Below are 14,940 nucleotides of genomic sequence, written 5' to 3'. Positions count from 1 at the left end.
CAGGCTCGCAGGCGGGTCCGTACGACCTGACGACGGACCCCTGCGGCGCCCCTGAAGCGATGAACCTCCGCGTCGCCATGAGGCGACGACGAGGCCTCTTCCACGAAGCGCGGCGCGGCTGCTCCACCACTCCCGGCGCGGCCGCCGCGCGCGCCCCCTCCCCGCTCCACCAGCTCTCCACGAGGGCCGCTCGGCGCTCAGCCCTGCCCGCGCGGGCGGCGGCGGCGCAGGCCCGCGAGCGCGACCAGCGCGAGCGCTGCCGCTGCCCCGGGGCCCTGGCCGGCGGCGGTCCGGCAGCCGCAGCCGTCGGCGCTGTCGGGCGCGACCCCGCCCGAGCTGGCCGCGGCCTCGGCGCTGCCCGTCGCCGCCGCGCTCCCGCTCGATCCGGCCGTGGCGCCCCTTCCCCCCTCGCCTGCGCTCCCGCCGTCGCCCGCCGCTGCCGTGCTCCCGCTCGATCCGGCCGCGGCGCCACCCCCGGTGGCGCCGCCTCCGGCGCCGGTGGCGTTCCCTTCCTCTGCAGCCGCGCCCCCGGCGCTGCTCGCCGACGACGCGGTCGACGAGCCCTCCTCGCGGACGAGCGCGAGGTACGCCTCGGCGAAGCGCTCGCCGAGGAGCTGGTACGCGGCGGAGTCGAAGTGATACGCGTCGTCGGGCGCTCGCGCGGTGAAGTCGTCCGTGTCGACCCACGCGACCCGCGGGTCCTCCTCGGCCACGGTCACCTGCGCCGCGCGCACGGCGTCGATGTTCGCCTCCTTTCCGGCGGCGATGGGCCCGCCGTTCGCGGGGTAGAGGTTGTCGCTGACCCTGCCGAGCACGACCGGGAGCCCGGGGACGCCGAGGTCCGCGCGGATCGTCGCGATGAAGCCGCGCAGCGTGTCGCCGTAGGAGAACGCGGCCGACCACCCCGCCTCGTTCTCGCCCTGCATCCAGATGAGCGCGGCGATCTCGTACGCGTACCCCTCCGACTCGAGCCGCGCCAGGGCGCCGTCGAGCCGCGTCGCCTCCTCGGGATAGCGGAGGGCGCGGTCGCCCTCGTACGTCGCGGAGTCCAGATTGCCGAGGAGCGCGTGGTAGAGCTGCGACTTGTAGAGCACCTCGGGATCCGGCGCGAGCCCGCGCCCCCAGTGTTCGACGAGGTTGGTGCCCCCCTGCGCCATCTTCACGATCGCGATCCGGTGCTCCGGGTACGCCGCGGCGATCGCGCGGCCGAACGTGATCTCGGGCCCGTAGCGGCGGGCTTCGCCCTTCGGCTCGAGCGGCCCCCAGTCGGCGCTCGTCGCCGCGGCGTACGGCCCTCCGTCACGCGCGTCGGGGTTGTAGTGGTCGTACCAGACGTCCGGCTGGCTCTGGAGCTCGACCGGGAGCTGGCGGCCCACGCCGTAGCCAACCATGTTCGACTGGCCGGCGAGGACGAACACCTTCACCGGCTGCGCGAGCGCGGGAGCGGAGAGGGACAGCACGAAAGCCGCCAGCGCGATGCAAGACCGCTTCATGGCGCTGTGTATCCCCCGCGCGCGGTGGAACGTCAACGCGGCGGGATCGCGGTCGACCGGAGGGAGCGCGCGGCGCCTCGACGCCGCGCCGATCGAGGAGAGCGCGCGGAGTGACCACGACGCACGAGGGTGGGAGCCTCGTTTGCCAGGCACTCGCCTTGCGTCCTCAGGGCACGTATGGGGCGTTTGTGCGCCTGACAGGCGCGCGGTCCCGTCGAGCTCGCCTCGCGATCACGTCGTTTCGGGCGTCGACTGGTAGGCCGCGCTCGACGCCGCGTAGACCCCGTTGGTCGCATACGAGTAGCGGTGCGGCCGGACGTGGTGCTCCGCGTGGCGCGCGCACCAGAGCGCTGCGCCGCCCGTCTCTTGCCGGTGCTTCACGCACTCCGGGCAGGGCGGCTCGATCTCGGGGACCCGGCCGGCGGTCGCGTGATCCTTCGGCCGGACGATCCACACCGGGCAGCGCGCGAGCCGGGAGACGCGCTCGGCGACCGAGCCGAGGAGCAGCCGCTCGAGCCCGCGGTAGCCGTGCGAGCCGACGACCACGAGGTCGGCGTCCAGGTCGGCGGCGAGCTGGGCGATGTTCTCGGCCGCATCCCCGCGGCGGAAGTGGACGACGACGCGCTTCAGCCGCTCCCCGTCGAGCTTGTCGCCCATGGCGCTCACGCGCTCGCTCGCGCGCTGCTGGAGCTGCTGGAGCGCCACGTCGGGCTTGGTGGCCGCCATGGGCGCCCGCGAGAGCCCGACGCCGACCCAGCTCTCGGGCTCGACGTAGACCCCGTGCACCTCGGCGTTCTCGCGACAGCAAGCGGACTCGAGCGCCTGATCAAGCGCACGGTTGCTCGGCTCCGAGAAGTCGATCCCGACCACGACGATGAACCGATTCGTTGCGTTTGCGCTCGACATGACAGCCTCCTCACCCTCCATGCGAGGCCCCGACCAGCGGTCGCCTCGCTTTACCCATCTACCCATTTGCCCGTCTGTCGAACACTTTGCACGCCGCATGCCAGGCGTTCCGGGGCTGGAGAGGAGGGGTTCGCGCGCGCTGGCTCCCTCGCGCGAGCGGGGCTCTTCCCGCGAGCTGGACGCTTCGCGCGAGCCGAGAGCGAGCTCCTCTCGCCGCGAGCGCTGTGGGCGGGCGCCTTGCGAGGCAGCCCGCAGCCGTTTGCGCCGCGGCGCAAACGGCGCGCGGAGGCGCAGACGTGACCGCGGCGTACCAGGGCCGCCGCCGCACGCCGGCGATCTCGCGGGCGTGGCACGAACGGTGCTCATCCCACAGCGCACCTCGAGCGAAGGACGCAGAGGCGAACGGGAGACGACGATGACAACCCTTGGACCTACCGGCGGAGAGCACCAGCTCCGGCACCACACGATCCGCAGCGCGCACATCGTTGGAGACGACGGCGAGGAATCGGTCGTGGCGACCGTCTACTGTCCGGTGCGGGAGCGTTCGATGGCGGCGCGAGAGTGCGAGTCGTGCAGTCGCTTCCATGCGCTGCACTTCGACAAGGGCTCGCGCACGACGTCGGTCGTCTGCCGTGCCAGCCACGCGGCGCCGGGCACGGAGGAAGCGGATCCGCTGCGCAGCGCGGGCGTCGACGTGGCCGTGAATCCGGAGGCGCCGCTCGCCGACATCATGACCAAGGACGTCATCTGCATCCGATCGGAGGTCTCCCTCGACGACATCACGGCCCTGCTCGTCCGCCACGAGATCAGCGGGATGCCGGTCGTGGACGCGGCGGGCAAGCCGGTCGGCATGGTGTCGCGGGCCGACGTGCTCCGTGCAGCAGAGGAGCGCGGCGACACCGAGGAGTCGCGTCAGGTGGCCTCGCGGTCGGGCGAGGTCGCGCCGCTCGAGATGAGCCAGGGCTTCCATGTCTACGAGCCCGTCAGGGTCACCGCGCGCGACGTGATGACGCCCGTCGTGGTGCAGCTGCACGAGAGCGCCAGCATCCGGCAGGCCGCGTCGCTCATGGCCTACGAGGGCGTGCACCGGCTGCCGGTCATCTCGGACGACGGCAAGGTCGTCGGCATCGTGTCGTCGCTCGACGTGCTGCGGTGGTTCGGGCGGTGCTGCGGGTACCTGATCCCGCCGGCGCGCAAGCGGGCCTGAGGAGATGGCTCGCCGATGAAGCGTACGCGCCGCACGCCCGCTGCGTGTCGTAGCGCGAACGCCGATCCCGGCGGTCCGCATCTTGCAAACCCGCCTCGTGGCCCATCGTGGCAAACCGAGCTCGATCGAAGGGCGCCGGTTCGATCAGCTCGAATGGATCATCGCGGACGCCCAGCGCCAGGGGAGGCCCCATGAGCTCTTCGACCATTCGCATCCAGGACTGCATGACCCGGAGCCCTCACTCCATCGGCGCCGATCAGAAGGTCGGCCTCGCCCGCGCGCTCATGCGCGGACATCGCATCCGGCACCTGCCGGTGCTGAGCGGCGGCCGGCTGGTCGGCATCCTCTCCGAGCGGGACATCTACTGGATAGAGACGCTCAAGGAGCAAGAGGGGGATGAGCTCGTCGTCAGCGAGGCCATGTCGCCGTGCCCCTACGCCGTCGCGCCGAGCGCGCCGCTCTCCGAGGTGGTCCGCGAGATGGCCGAGCACAAGTACGGATCGGCGGTGGTGCTGAACGGCGCACAGGTCGTCGGCGTCTTCACGACGACCGACGCGCTCGCCGTGCTGGCCGCCGTGCTCACCGAGAAAGAGATGTCCTGACGGCGAACCGGTCGAGCTGGGCGCGCGCTGCCTGCCAGCGCGCGGTGCCCCCCATCGCGGCGTGGAGCCGCAGACCCGGATCGCGGAGCGCCGCGGGCACGAGCCTCGTGCCGCGCCCCACACGCCGGCGCGCCCCACACGCCGGCGCGCGCCTCGCCGGGCGCGCGAGGTGCGCCCCAGGATCCTGCCATGATATAGAGCGGCCCGCCCGTCCATGAGCCCTCTTGATCACAACGATGTCGCCGTGAAGCCCTCCGCCCCCGTGCCCTCGCTCGACGATCCGCTCGACGAGGGATCCGGGGCGCCGGCCGCGCCCGCCTCGGCGTACGACGCGGCGCTCCGGGAGGCCGAGGAGCTGCGCAGGCGCCCCTATGTCGCCGCGGGCCCGGAGAACATCATCCGGCAGCACAGCAAAGGCCGGATGACGATCTGGGAGCGCATCCGGGTGCTCACGCCCGAGCCGCCGCGGGTCGTCTTCGAGAACTGGGGGCCCAACCTGGACGGCGCCTCGCTGGTCACCGCGATCCTGCGCATCGGCAGCCGCGACGTGGCGCTGTACGGCCACGACTTCACGGTCCGCGCCGGGTCGATGGACGCGACGAACGGCCGCAAGCTCGCGCGGCTGTTCCAGCTCGCGGGAGAGCGGGGCATCCCGCTCGTCGGCCTCAACGACAGCGCCGGCGCCTACGTCCCCGCGGGCGTCGGCGGGCTCGACGGCTACGCCGAGGCGTTCGCGGCGCTGCGCAAGATCAGCGGCGTGGTCCCGAGCATCATGTGCATGTTCGGGTTCAACGCGGGCGGCGGCTCCTACCTGCCGCGGCAGGGCAGCTTCGTCATCCAGCCGGGCGGCACGTTCTTCGGCCTGACCGGGGCGGCGGTCGTCAAATCGGTCCTCGGCGAGGTGGTCTCGCCCGACGACCTCGGCGGCCCGCGCGTCCACGGCGCCTCGGGGGTGGCCGATCTCACGGTGCCAGACGAGGTGGGCGCGCTGCGCACCACCGTCCGGCTGCTCGGTTACCTGCCGAGCAACAACCGCGAGAGCGCGCCTTTCCAGCGGACGAGCGATCCGGTGGGCCGGGAGACGACCGAGATCGACACGCTCCTCCGCAGGACGCTCTCGTCCCCGACGGGCTATAACACGCCGCTCGATATCAACATCATCATCCAGCGCATCTGCGATCACGGCGACTACTTCGAGGTGCAGCCGCAGCGCGCGCGCAACACGATCACCGCGTTCGGGCGGGTCGGCGGGCGCGTCGTCGGCTTCGTGGCGAACAACAGCGCGGTCGCGTCGGGGCAGATCGACGTGGCGGCCGCTTACAAGAACGCGCGCTTCATCCGCTTCTGCAACCTCTACAACATCCCGCTCCTCTTCATGGAGGACACCACCGGATTCCTCCCGGGCAGGGAGCAAGAGGCGATGGGCATCGTGCAGGCCGGCCGGGCCATGCTCGACGCGATCATCGACGTGCGCACCCCGCGCATCCTGCTGCTCGTGCGCAACGCGTTCGGCGGCGCCTATGCCTCGTTCAACAACTACGCGACCGGCGCGGACGTCGTGCTCGCGCTCCCCACGACCCGCGTCGCGGTGATGGGCCCCGCCGGCAAGGAGTTCGTCTACAAGGACGAGCTCCGCAAGGTGCGCGCGCAGGCGAGCGCCAGGGAGAAGGCCGGCGTCAAGGAGCGGCTCGCCCGCGGCCTCGACGAGGCGAGGGCGAAGGCGGAGGCCCGCGACGAGGCCGCGGCGTGGCTGAAGGCGAGAGAGGCCGAGTTCGGCGCGCGGTACGAGCGAGAGCTCATGAACCCGCGCGAGGGGCTCAGCCTGGGCTCCATCTCGCGGCTCGTGATGCCGCGCGAGCTCCGCTCGGTGATCGCAGAGAACCTCGAGTTCCTGCTGCGGCACTACCAGCCAGGGCCGTTCACCGGTGTTCAGCGGGAGTTCCATTGATCATGGATGGATTCGAGGCGAAGCGAGGTTACGACCGCAACCCGAGGGTGGCGCGCGACCGCAGGCTCGGCCGTTCGGGCTCGGCGTGGGCGCGCTCCTTCGCCGCCGACGACGTGCGGCCGCTGATCGTCTGCCGGGGCCCGATCCGGAAAGAGGCGATGGATGTCTTCGCCCAGATGGGGATCGAGCGCTACGGCATCCTCCTGTCGGAGAAGGACTCGATCGTCTACACGCACGCCCTGGCGCCGGAGCTTCGCTGCATCCACCCGGCGCACGTGCACCGCGTGAAGGACTATACGGGTGCCACCAAGGACGAGCGCGTCAAGCTGATGCAGGAGATCGTCGCGATCGCCCGCGCCGGCGGCTACACGCACGTGTTCGCGGGCTACGGCTTCATGGCCGAAGACGAGGAGTTCGTGCGCACGATCGAGGAGGCGGGGCTCGTCTTCATCGGCCCGCGCTCGTCGGTGCAGCGCGCCGCCGGGCTCAAGGACGAGGCGAAGCGGACGGCGCTCGCGACCGCGGTCAGCGTGACGCCCGGCATCGACGACGCGACCCGGCGGATCGTGCTCCGCAAGTGGCCCGATCACGCGGCGCTGCGCGCGGCCGCGGCCGAGCGCGGGCTGTGCGGCCCGAAGGGCGCAGGCGCGCGGCTCTCCGACGAGGTCCCGCTCGCCGAGGCGGCGGACGCGCTGCTCGCGGCGGCGTACGCGCAGCGCGTGGATCTCTACACGACGGACGAGCTCTGCGCGGAGCTCGAGCGGGGCGCGGCCGAGCTGCTCGCTCGCCACCCGGGGCGGCGGATCCGGCTCAAGGCCATCGGCGGCGGCGGCGGCAAGGGGCAGCGGCTCCTCGCCGGCGTCGCGCCCGACGCGGCGCCCCTCGAGGCCGCGGCGCAGGCGCGGGCGGCCGAGGTCCCCGCGCTGGCGCGGGAGATCCTCGCGGAGGTGAAGGCCGCGGGCGTCGGCGACAACAAGAACGTCCTGCTCGAGCTCAACATCGAGGAGACGCGGCACAACGAGATCCAGCTGATCGGCAACGGCGCGTGGTGCGTCGCGCTGGGCGGGCGCGACTGCTCGCTGCAGATGCACGAGCAGAAGCTGCTCGAGGTGGCGATGACGCAGGAGGGGCTGCGCGAGGCGATCGAGCGGGCGCGCGCGGCCGGCGAGGCGCCGCGCGCGGCGTCGCTCGAGCGCGAGCGCGCGTCGCTCGCCCGGATGGAGGCCGAGGCGGAGCGGTTCGGGCAGGCGGTCGGGCTGAACTCGGCCTCGACGTTCGAGTGCATCGTCGAGGGGGATCACCACTACTTCATGGAGGTCAACACCCGGATCCAGGTCGAGCACCGGGTGTCGGAGCTCTGTTATGCCCTCCGCTTCGAGAACCCGGCCGATCCGGCCGACGCGTTCGAGGTGACCTCGCTCGTCGAGTGCATGGTCCTGCTCGCGCGCCACGGGGAGCGGCTGCCCCGGCCCATCCGCGTCCGGCGGGAAGGGTCCGCGGTGGAGGCGCGCCTCAACGCGACGAACGGCGCGCTGGAGCCCCACGCGGCCGGCATCATCGTGTCCTGGAGCGATCCGCACCCGCACGAGATCCGCGACGATCAGGGCATCTGCGTGAAGAACCCCGACACGGGGGTGTTCATGCATTACCGGGTCGCCGGCGCCTACGACAGCAACATCGCGCTCCTCGTGACCTACGGCGCCTCGCGCGAGGAGGCCTACCAGCGGATCTGCGAGATCCTGCGCACGACCACGCTGCGCGGCAGCGATCTTCACACGAACCTCCTGTTCCATTACGGGCTCGTGCACTGGTTCCTCGCGCGGAGCGTGTGGACGAAGCCGACGACGCGCTTCGTGGTCCCCTACCTCACGCAGGTCGGCCTGCTCGCGGTGGAGCTCGGGGAGCTCGATTTCGACGCGATGTGGGCCGAGCTCGGCGCCCGTCACGAGCGCCGCCTCGCGGCGCGGGCCGGGGCGGCGGAGGCGGCGGGCGGAGGGGCGTTGAAGAAGGTCTTCACGCTGAAGGACACGCTGGTGCGCCGTCCCGTGGAGAAGATCTGCGCGGAGCCGCACCTCCTGTCGGCGTGGCTCAGCCGGAACATGGGGTCGTTCGAGATCCGGTCGGGGCGGGTGCGCTGGCTCAAGAACCCGATCGAGGTGCTCGCGGACACGTACTGGCTGCTCAACATGACGCCGCAGCCGCAGGCGCCCGCGGCCCATGTGATCTGGGATCACGACCAGGAGGTGCTCTCGCGGGCGCTCGGCTTCTACCGGCGCGTCGGCGAGCGGATGGGCCAGGCGGGCGGCGCGCCTCCGTGGCCCGAGCTGCGAGCGCACCTGTCCGGCGATACAGCGCCTCACGGCTACGACGCCGAGCTCTGGCGGCGGGTTCGCGGCTCGCACCTCGGCTTCCAGGCGGGCCTGGAGCTCCTCGACGCGCTGGTCCTCGCGGGCGACGCCGCGCGCTTCTTCGAGCTCCGCGCGCGGGAGGACGGCACGGTCGCCATCCCGGAGCGCCTGCTCGATCGCGAGCTCTCGGCCCGCATGCGCAAGGTGCTCGCGCCGCCGCCCGCCATGCGGGCCAACGAGATCGTCGCGGTCACCGGCGGCATGTTCTACGCGCAGGAGGCGCCGGACCGGCCTCCGCTCGTGACGAAGGGCAGCCATTTCGCCGCCGGTGATCCGCTCTACGTGATCGAGGTCATGAAGATGTTCAACAAGGTGCTCGCGCCCTGCTCCGGCACCATCGAGGAGGTGCTCATCGACGGCGGCGAGGGGACGATCGTGCAGAAGGGCCAGCCGCTCTTCCGCGTGAAGCCCGACGAGGTGCTCGTGGAGGAGGACTCGGCCGAGCGCGCGCGCCGCCGGCGCGAGGCGACGCTGCGGTACGTCGACGCGATCTTCGACGCCGAGGGCCCGTGAGGCCGCGCGTGGGCCGAGGCGCGGCGTTCTCATGAAATTCTCATGATCGCCAGAGGTCCGGTCCAGGTTCCGGGAAGACGTTGAGGGCTGAACCGAGCGAGGTCCTCATGAACGCAGCGCATTTTCATCTCATCATCAACCACCTCCCCATCGTCGGCTTCGCCATCGCGGCGGTGCTCCTGATCCTGGCGTTCTTCCATCCCGCCGAGCGCGGCGCCTTGCGGTCCGCGGTGCTCGTGCTGGTGCTCTCGGCCGCCGGCGCCGCCGCCGCTTACCTGAGCGGCGAGCCGGCCGAGGAGGTCATCGAGCGCCTGCCGGGCACCTCCGAGCAGGCCATGGAGGTCCACGAGGAGCGGGCCGGCGTGGCGACCGCGCTCGCGGGCCTGACCGCGCTCGCGGGGATGGCGGCGCTGCTGCTCGCCGAGCGCCGCCGGACGGCGCCCGGCGCGCCGGCGGCGATCACGCTCGCCGATGCGCCCGAGCGCCGGCCGACGGTGTCCAGCGCGCCGGTGGTGATCACCCTCGGAGCCGCGATCCTGACCAGCGGCGCCATGGCCTGGACCGGCGCCGCGGGCGGCGAGATCCGGCACCCAGAGACGCGCGGCGGCGCCCTGGCCGCCGAGCCTGCCCGAGGCCAGAGTGCACCGGCCAGCGAGGCGACGCCTGCCGCCGGCGCGGATCGACGCGAACGGGAAGAGGACGACGACTGAGCCCCCGGCTCGAGTACGGCGGAGACCCATGCGCATCCTGGTCATCGAAGACGAGCGCAAGATCGCGGGCTTCCTGCGCCGCGGCCTCGCCGAGGAAGGGCACCAGGTGCACGTGGAGGAGGACCTCGCAGGCGCCCGGCGCGCGCTCGCCCAGGGCGACTATGACCTCCTCCTCGTCGACCGCGCCTTGCCCGACGGTGACGGCCTGGACCTCATCCGCGAGCTCCGCCGCGGCGGCGCCGCCACCCCGGCGATCTGCCTCACCGCGCGCGACCGGGTCGGCGAGCGCGTGGAGGGCCTCCACGGCGGCGCGGACGACTACCTCCCCAAGCCGTTCTCGTTCGAGGAGCTGCTTGCGCGCATCGCCGCCGTATCGCGCCGCGCCGGGCGCAGCGAGCGCGTCGAGGTGGCCGACCTGCTGATCGATCTCGCGGCCCACCGGGTCGAGCGCGCCGGGCGGGAGATCCACCTCACGGCGAAGGAGTTCGCGCTGCTGCGCGCGCTCGCGGAGAGCGCCGGCCGGGTGCTCAGCCGCACCCGCCTGCTGGAGCGCGTCTGGGACGTGGGCCACGACCCTGGCACCAACGTCGTCGACGTGGCCATCAGCGCGCTGCGGGCCAAGGTGGATCGCGGCTTCGCGCGCCCGCTGATCCACACGGTGCGGGGCGTCGGTTATGTCCTCGAGGAGCGGCCGCGGTGAGCCGCTCGCTGGCCGATGCGCTCGTCGCGGGCGCGGTCACCGTGGTGCTCGGCGCGCTCGCGGGCGTCGGCGTCGGCACCGCCGCGCTGCTGCACGAGGCCGAGGTGCGCGCGCTCGACCGGGCGCTGCTCGCCGCGGCCCACGAGCACGCCCACCCGGAGGCCCCCGGCGCGTGGGAGGTGGAGCACAGCCGCTCGCCGGCGTCGGTGTGGGTCTCGAGCCAGAGCGACCCGCGCGTCCCGGCGGATCTGGCGCGGGAAGCGCTCGCCGCGGAGCGCCCGACCGCGGGCGACGTCGGCGATCTCCGCCTCCTGGTCCTGCCGGCCGAGGTCGAGGCCGAGCGCGACGGACATGGCGAGCACGTGCTCATCGCCGCCGCTGCCCCGCGCGTCACCCTCGCGCGCAGCGTCGGCCCCTTCGCCGCCATCTACGGCGCGCTCGCCGCCGCCGCCGCGCTGACCGCGGCGCTGCTGCTCCGGCGCACGGTGCGCCGCGCGCTCGCGCCGCTCGATCGCGCGTGCGCCGAGGCCGCGCGCGTGACCGCGCTCGCGGGCGGCGACCGCCTCACCGAGGCGGGCCCGGCGGAGCTCCGCGCCCTGCTCGCCGCCGTGAACGCGCTGCTCGACCGCCTGGGCGCAGCGCACCGCGCCCAGGTCCGCTTCACCGCCGACGCGGCCCACGAGCTGCGCACCCCGGTGACGGCGATGCTCGGCGAGATCGAGGTGGCGCTGCGCCGGTCCCGCGGGGCCGAGGAGTACCGCGAGGTGCTCGACTCCGTGCGCGAGGAGGTGGAGCGCCTGCGGGGCCTCGTGGAGGGCCTGCTCGCGCTGGCCCGGGTCGACGCGGGCCAGGTCGAGCAGGGCCTCGAGCCGGCCGGCGCCGTCGCGCTGGCGGAAGAGGCCGCGGCCCGCGAGCGGCCGGGGCTGGTCCGCGCGGGCTGCGCCTTCGAGCTCAATGCGCAGGGTGACGCCGATCTGCGCGTGCACCCGGCGCTCGTGGAGGCGGCACTCTCGAATCTCCTCCGCAACGCGGCCGCCTACGCCGCGGGCGCGCCAGTGGTCCTGAGGGTCGTGCCGGAGCCCGACCGGGTGGTCTTCCAGGTCGACGATCGAGGCCCCGGCGTGCCGCCCGGCGAGCGCGACGCGGTGTTCGACCGGTTCACGCGCACCGGCGAGGGGCGGCGCCGCAACCGCGCCGGCCTCGGCCTCGGCCTGCCGCTCGCGCGCGAGGTGGCGCGCCGCCACGGCGGCGAGTGCTGGCTCGAGGCCGCGCCCAGCGGCGGCTGCCGCGCGGTGCTCACGCTGCGCCGCCCCGCGGCAGGCCTCGGGGCGCCCGCGCCGCCGGAGACCGCGCGTGTGCCTTAGCTCTACTGGGGGAAGTTGCCCCGGATCAGCAGAAAAACCGCCAAGCCGCCAAGGACGCCAAGGGGAGAGGGGAAAGCCATCTCGGCGTCCCGCCCGTACAGCTTCTGGGGGATCTGGAGCTGATCGGACGCGTCGTGCTCCCCCGGTGTGAACGGTTTGATCGTCCCACTCAGGGTCCACTCGGCGAGACATCTCTCCAGATCGCGCCGGAGGCCGCGAGCGCTCTGATAGCGATCCTCGGGCGTCTTGGAGAGGAGCTTCAGGACGATCTGCGCGACGGCGCCGGGCACCTCGGGGGCGACGTCCGGCCCCTCTGAACTCCTCTCCAGCATGGACGGCGACCGGCTGGAGCGGGTGGTCACCAGCCTGCTGACCAACGCCGTCAAGTTCGGCGGAGCGAAGCCGATCCAGATCGCGCTCGCGTCGGATGGTCGAACCGCCCGACTGTCGATAACCGACCACGGGATCGGCATGGATCAAGAGACGCAGTCGAAGCTGTTCGAGCGATTCGGGCGCGGCGTTTCGGTGAGGCACTATGGAGGGCTGGGGCTCGGCCTCTACATCGCCCGCTCTGTCGTCGAAGCGCACGGTGGCCGGATGTCCGTGAAGAGCGAGCTCGGGCAAGGAGCGACCTTCACGGTCGAGCTGCCGCTGCCGCGAGCTGCGCCTGAGTCGCCCTGAGGCGGGCGGGTCACTGCAGCGCCCCCTGAGGCCGCGCGCGCCGAGGCGCCGCGCGCGGAGGCCGGCTCAGGAGCCCGGAGCCGCGGCTCGCGCCTGGCCGGGCCCGTCGCTGCCACCCAGGGCGCTGGCCTGCCCCCGCGGGTTGCGGTACCCTCATTGCCGAGCGCGCTCGCGCGATGGGATGACCGAAGAACCGAGGGTCAAGGGGGTGGCGTTTCGCTCCGTGGTGGCGAGCTTTGGCAAGCTACGCGGCGAGCCTGTCCAGAAGCGCAGCCTGGATGAGATGTGTGAACCGCTGCGCGACGGCATCCGCTACGGCAGCCTCGTCTCCACCGGCTGGTACCCGATCGCCTGGTACAAGGACCTGTTCCAGGCCATCCGGCGCACGACCGGCGAAGGCAAAGAGCTCATCCACCAGATTGGCCGCCAGTGCACGCACGACGACATGAGCGGCATCTACAAGGTCATCGCGGGCCTCATCTCCCCTTCCACCCTCTTCTCCCTCGGCCAGCGCGTCTTCTCCAACTACTATTCCGCCGGCCACGTTCGTGTCCTCGAATCCCGCCGCGGCTTCACCCGCGCTCTCTGGATCGGCTGCCAAGGCTTCGACGAGAACATGTGGACCGAAGTCATCGGCTCCTGCGAGCAGCTCCTCGTGATCGGCGGCGCCGATCACGTCCGCCAGCGCATCCTCGCCGGCGGCGGCGATAACGACGATCACCTCGAGTTGACCGCTCACTGGAGCTGAGGCTCCGTGCAGCGCGTCCGATGTCCTCAGGGCTTGACCTCGCAGCCGCCCCTCCGGCAGACTCCCGCGCCTCGAGCACCTATGCCGCACAGAATCTGCGTCGCCACGCCGTTCGCGCTGGCGTCCGCCTTACTCCTCCATGCCGAGGCCGTCCGCGCGTCGGGCGCGCTCGAGATCACCGGCGCTCCCACGAGCGCCAACGGGCTGAACGCACGGGCGCTCGCGCGGGGACCGGAGGCCGCGTTCTTCAACCCCGCGCTCCTGCCGTTCGCGCCCGCGACGACGCAAGCGGGCCTCTTCGTGCTCGTCACGCACGGCGACATCACCCTGGCCCCCCGCCCCCCGGGCGTCGACGTGCCCGAGTCGGTGTACGATGGCCAGATCCGGAATCCGGACGGCTCGACCTCTCGGCTCACCCACCGGCCCTTGCCCGGGTCGAAGCTCCCGAGCCCGCGGGATGACACGCGCGATCGGCAGATCAACAGCTACGCGACGCTCGGGTTCGTGCGGCCGCTCTACGAGGACCGCCTCGTCCTGGGCTTCTACGCCATCCTGCCGCTCAGGAGCTTCCAGGAGCAGCGGGCCTTCTTCGCCGACGAGCGCGCGCAGTACTTCTCGAATCGGCTGGAGTTCGAGCTGCTGGGAGATCGCTTGTCGGTCACCAGCCTGGCCGTGTCGATGGCTGGCCGGATCACCCGCTGGCTATCCGTGGGGGCGGGCGTCGACGTCACGATCGGCACCAGCGCGCGGACCGCCGTCCACGTGCCCGACGCGAGCGACCAGCGGGCCGCCCTCATCAACCCCGACGTGGAGGTCGAGAGCGTCTTCGCTCCTTACTTCGCCTTCGCGACCAGCCCGGCGCCCTGGCTGCGCCTCTCGGCCACGCTCCACCTCGCCTCGGCGTCGGACACCGACGGCGAGAACAGGATCCGCTTCTGGAATTACACCTATCCGGAGGGCGAGACCTCGGTCCCCCAGTCCTATCGCTTGACGCTCGGCCACCAGCCGACCCGCGTCGGCGTGGGGGCCTCGGTCATGGGCCCGCCAAGCGAGGACCGAGGGGGCGAGCGCGCCGCGCGCTCGAAGAGCCCGGCGCCGCCCGCCTGGGAGATCGGCGGGCACGCGCTCCTGACGCGGTGGTCAGAGTACCGCGATCGGCACGCCGAAAGCCCGCCCGACCCGTGGTCGAGCACGGTGTCCGTGGGGCTCGGCGGCGCGGTCGTGCTGGGGAGCCGCAGGCTCTCCGCCGACGTCGCCTTCACGCCGTCTCCCGTGCCGGACCAGACCGGCAGGACCAACTACGTCGACAACCCGCGCCTCGCGGTCAGCGCCTCGTTCGAGACGCCGGTGTCGCTCTTCGGCGCCGACTTCGGCGTGGGAGCGTTCCTGCACGGCCAGCTGCTCGTGCCACGGGAGGTGTCGAAGAGCGCGTCCGCCAGGAACCCCGTGATCGATGAGGTCCCAGACAACCTTGTCGACATCGTGAGCGGCGAGCCGCTCGACGGCGTCGAGGGGCTGCAGACGAACAACCCAGGTTATCCCGGCTTCTCCAGCGGCGGCTGGCTGGCCGGCGCCGGCTTCGTCCTGCGGCTGCCTGAGTGAGCAGCGCAGCGAAGCCGGCGTCCTCTCGATCGGATGCCCGGAGGCGCTCGGTCACGCG

General features: G+C 72.6%; 13 protein-coding genes. 10 read left to right on the top strand and 3 right to left on the bottom strand.

The annotated features are described in order from the left end of the window. Positions 1 to 197 precede the first annotated feature (197 nt). Entirely contained in the window at positions 198 to 1,493 is a 1,296-nt protein-coding gene (locus WMF27_RS16615; RefSeq protein WP_437767903.1) for a sialate O-acetylesterase, read from the bottom strand. Between the two features lie 231 nt (positions 1,494 to 1,724). After that, positions 1,725 to 2,399 carry a universal stress protein gene (locus WMF27_RS16610; protein ID WP_437767904.1) on the bottom strand — a complete coding sequence of 225 codons (675 nt, stop codon included), beginning with the start codon at positions 2,397 to 2,399 and terminating at the stop codon, positions 1,725 to 1,727. A gap of 415 nt (positions 2,400 to 2,814) precedes the next feature. Between WMF27_RS16610 and WMF27_RS16605 the strand changes: the two genes are divergently transcribed. From WMF27_RS16605 to WMF27_RS16575, 7 genes are all read left to right on the top strand, one after another. After that, positions 2,815 to 3,606, top strand: a complete 792-nt coding sequence (locus WMF27_RS16605; RefSeq protein ID WP_437767905.1) for a CBS domain-containing protein — start codon at positions 2,815 to 2,817, stop codon at positions 3,604 to 3,606. A gap of 191 nt (positions 3,607 to 3,797) precedes the next feature. After that, positions 3,798 to 4,208, top strand: coding sequence for a CBS domain-containing protein (locus WMF27_RS16600; protein WP_437767906.1), 411 nt, complete (start codon positions 3,798 to 3,800; stop codon positions 4,206 to 4,208). A gap of 214 nt (positions 4,209 to 4,422) precedes the next feature. Next, positions 4,423 to 6,156: an acyl-CoA carboxylase subunit beta gene (locus tag WMF27_RS16595; protein ID WP_437767907.1), complete on the top strand. Its 1,734-nt coding sequence runs from the start codon at positions 4,423 to 4,425 to the stop codon at positions 6,154 to 6,156. Positions 6,157 to 6,158: 2 nt separating this feature from the next. Continuing rightward, complete coding sequence (locus WMF27_RS16590; RefSeq protein ID WP_437767908.1) at positions 6,159 to 9,077, top strand: biotin carboxylase N-terminal domain-containing protein; 2,919 nt, start codon at positions 6,159 to 6,161, stop codon at positions 9,075 to 9,077. A 107-nt stretch (positions 9,078 to 9,184) separates the two neighbouring features. Beyond that, entirely contained in the window at positions 9,185 to 9,787 is a 603-nt protein-coding gene (locus WMF27_RS16585) for a hypothetical protein (RefSeq protein ID WP_437767909.1), read from the top strand. Between the two features lie 28 nt (positions 9,788 to 9,815). Next, positions 9,816 to 10,487: a winged helix-turn-helix domain-containing protein gene (locus tag WMF27_RS16580; protein WP_044965090.1), complete on the top strand. Its 672-nt coding sequence runs from the start codon at positions 9,816 to 9,818 to the stop codon at positions 10,485 to 10,487. Beyond that, positions 10,484 to 11,851: a sensor histidine kinase gene (locus tag WMF27_RS16575; protein ID WP_437767910.1), complete on the top strand. Its 1,368-nt coding sequence runs from the start codon at positions 10,484 to 10,486 to the stop codon at positions 11,849 to 11,851. Before WMF27_RS16580 ends, WMF27_RS16575 begins: the two co-directional genes overlap by 4 nt. 2 nt (positions 11,852 to 11,853) lie before the next feature. Here the strand turns inward: WMF27_RS16575 and WMF27_RS16570 are convergent, their stop codons facing one another. Beyond that, positions 11,854 to 12,183, bottom strand: coding sequence for a hypothetical protein (locus WMF27_RS16570; RefSeq protein ID WP_437767911.1), 330 nt, complete (start codon positions 12,181 to 12,183; stop codon positions 11,854 to 11,856). Between WMF27_RS16570 and WMF27_RS16565 the strand changes: the two genes are divergently transcribed. The 3 genes from WMF27_RS16565 to WMF27_RS16555 all read left to right on the top strand — a co-directional run bounded on the left by WMF27_RS16565 (position 12,182) and on the right by WMF27_RS16555 (position 14,882). Beyond that, positions 12,182 to 12,532, top strand: a complete 351-nt coding sequence (locus WMF27_RS16565) for a sensor histidine kinase (RefSeq protein WP_437767912.1) — start codon at positions 12,182 to 12,184, stop codon at positions 12,530 to 12,532. The genes WMF27_RS16570 and WMF27_RS16565 overlap by 2 nt on opposite strands. 208 nt (positions 12,533 to 12,740) lie before the next feature. Then, entirely contained in the window at positions 12,741 to 13,280 is a 540-nt protein-coding gene (locus WMF27_RS16560) for a hypothetical protein (protein WP_437944277.1), read from the top strand. A gap of 81 nt (positions 13,281 to 13,361) precedes the next feature. Then, positions 13,362 to 14,882, top strand: a complete 1,521-nt coding sequence (locus WMF27_RS16555; protein ID WP_437767914.1) for a hypothetical protein — start codon at positions 13,362 to 13,364, stop codon at positions 14,880 to 14,882. Positions 14,883 to 14,940: the final 58 nt, after the last annotated feature.

The sequence above is a fragment of the Sorangium sp. So ce281 genome (assembly GCF_051527395.1).
In the GTDB taxonomy this organism is placed as follows: Bacteria; Myxococcota_A; Polyangia; order Polyangiales; family Polyangiaceae; genus Sorangium; species Sorangium cellulosum_B.
This window is presented reverse-complemented; position numbering and strand designations above follow the sequence as displayed.

Bases quoted from the DNA above. Each gene is read 5' to 3' on its own strand.
- WMF27_RS16565 (WP_437767912.1), top strand. From the start codon at position 12,182: ATGGACGGCGACCGGCTGGAGCGGGTGGTCACCAGCCTGCTGACCAAC.
- WMF27_RS16585 (WP_437767909.1), top strand. From the start codon at position 9,185: ATGAACGCAGCGCATTTTCATCTCATCATCAACCACCTCCCCATCGTC.
- WMF27_RS16555 (WP_437767914.1), top strand. From the start codon at position 13,362: ATGCCGCACAGAATCTGCGTCGCCACGCCGTTCGCGCTGGCGTCCGCC.
- WMF27_RS16570 (WP_437767911.1), bottom strand. From the start codon at position 12,183: ATGCTGGAGAGGAGTTCAGAGGGGCCGGACGTCGCCCCCGAGGTGCCC.
- WMF27_RS16610 (WP_437767904.1), bottom strand. From the start codon at position 2,399: ATGTCGAGCGCAAACGCAACGAATCGGTTCATCGTCGTGGTCGGGATC.
- WMF27_RS16595 (WP_437767907.1), top strand. From the start codon at position 4,423: ATGAGCCCTCTTGATCACAACGATGTCGCCGTGAAGCCCTCCGCCCCC.
- WMF27_RS16615 (WP_437767903.1), bottom strand. From the start codon at position 1,493: ATGAAGCGGTCTTGCATCGCGCTGGCGGCTTTCGTGCTGTCCCTCTCC.
- WMF27_RS16605 (WP_437767905.1), top strand. From the start codon at position 2,815: ATGACAACCCTTGGACCTACCGGCGGAGAGCACCAGCTCCGGCACCAC.
- WMF27_RS16590 (WP_437767908.1), top strand. From the start codon at position 6,159: ATGGATGGATTCGAGGCGAAGCGAGGTTACGACCGCAACCCGAGGGTG.
- WMF27_RS16580 (WP_044965090.1), top strand. From the start codon at position 9,816: ATGCGCATCCTGGTCATCGAAGACGAGCGCAAGATCGCGGGCTTCCTG.
- WMF27_RS16600 (WP_437767906.1), top strand. From the start codon at position 3,798: ATGAGCTCTTCGACCATTCGCATCCAGGACTGCATGACCCGGAGCCCT.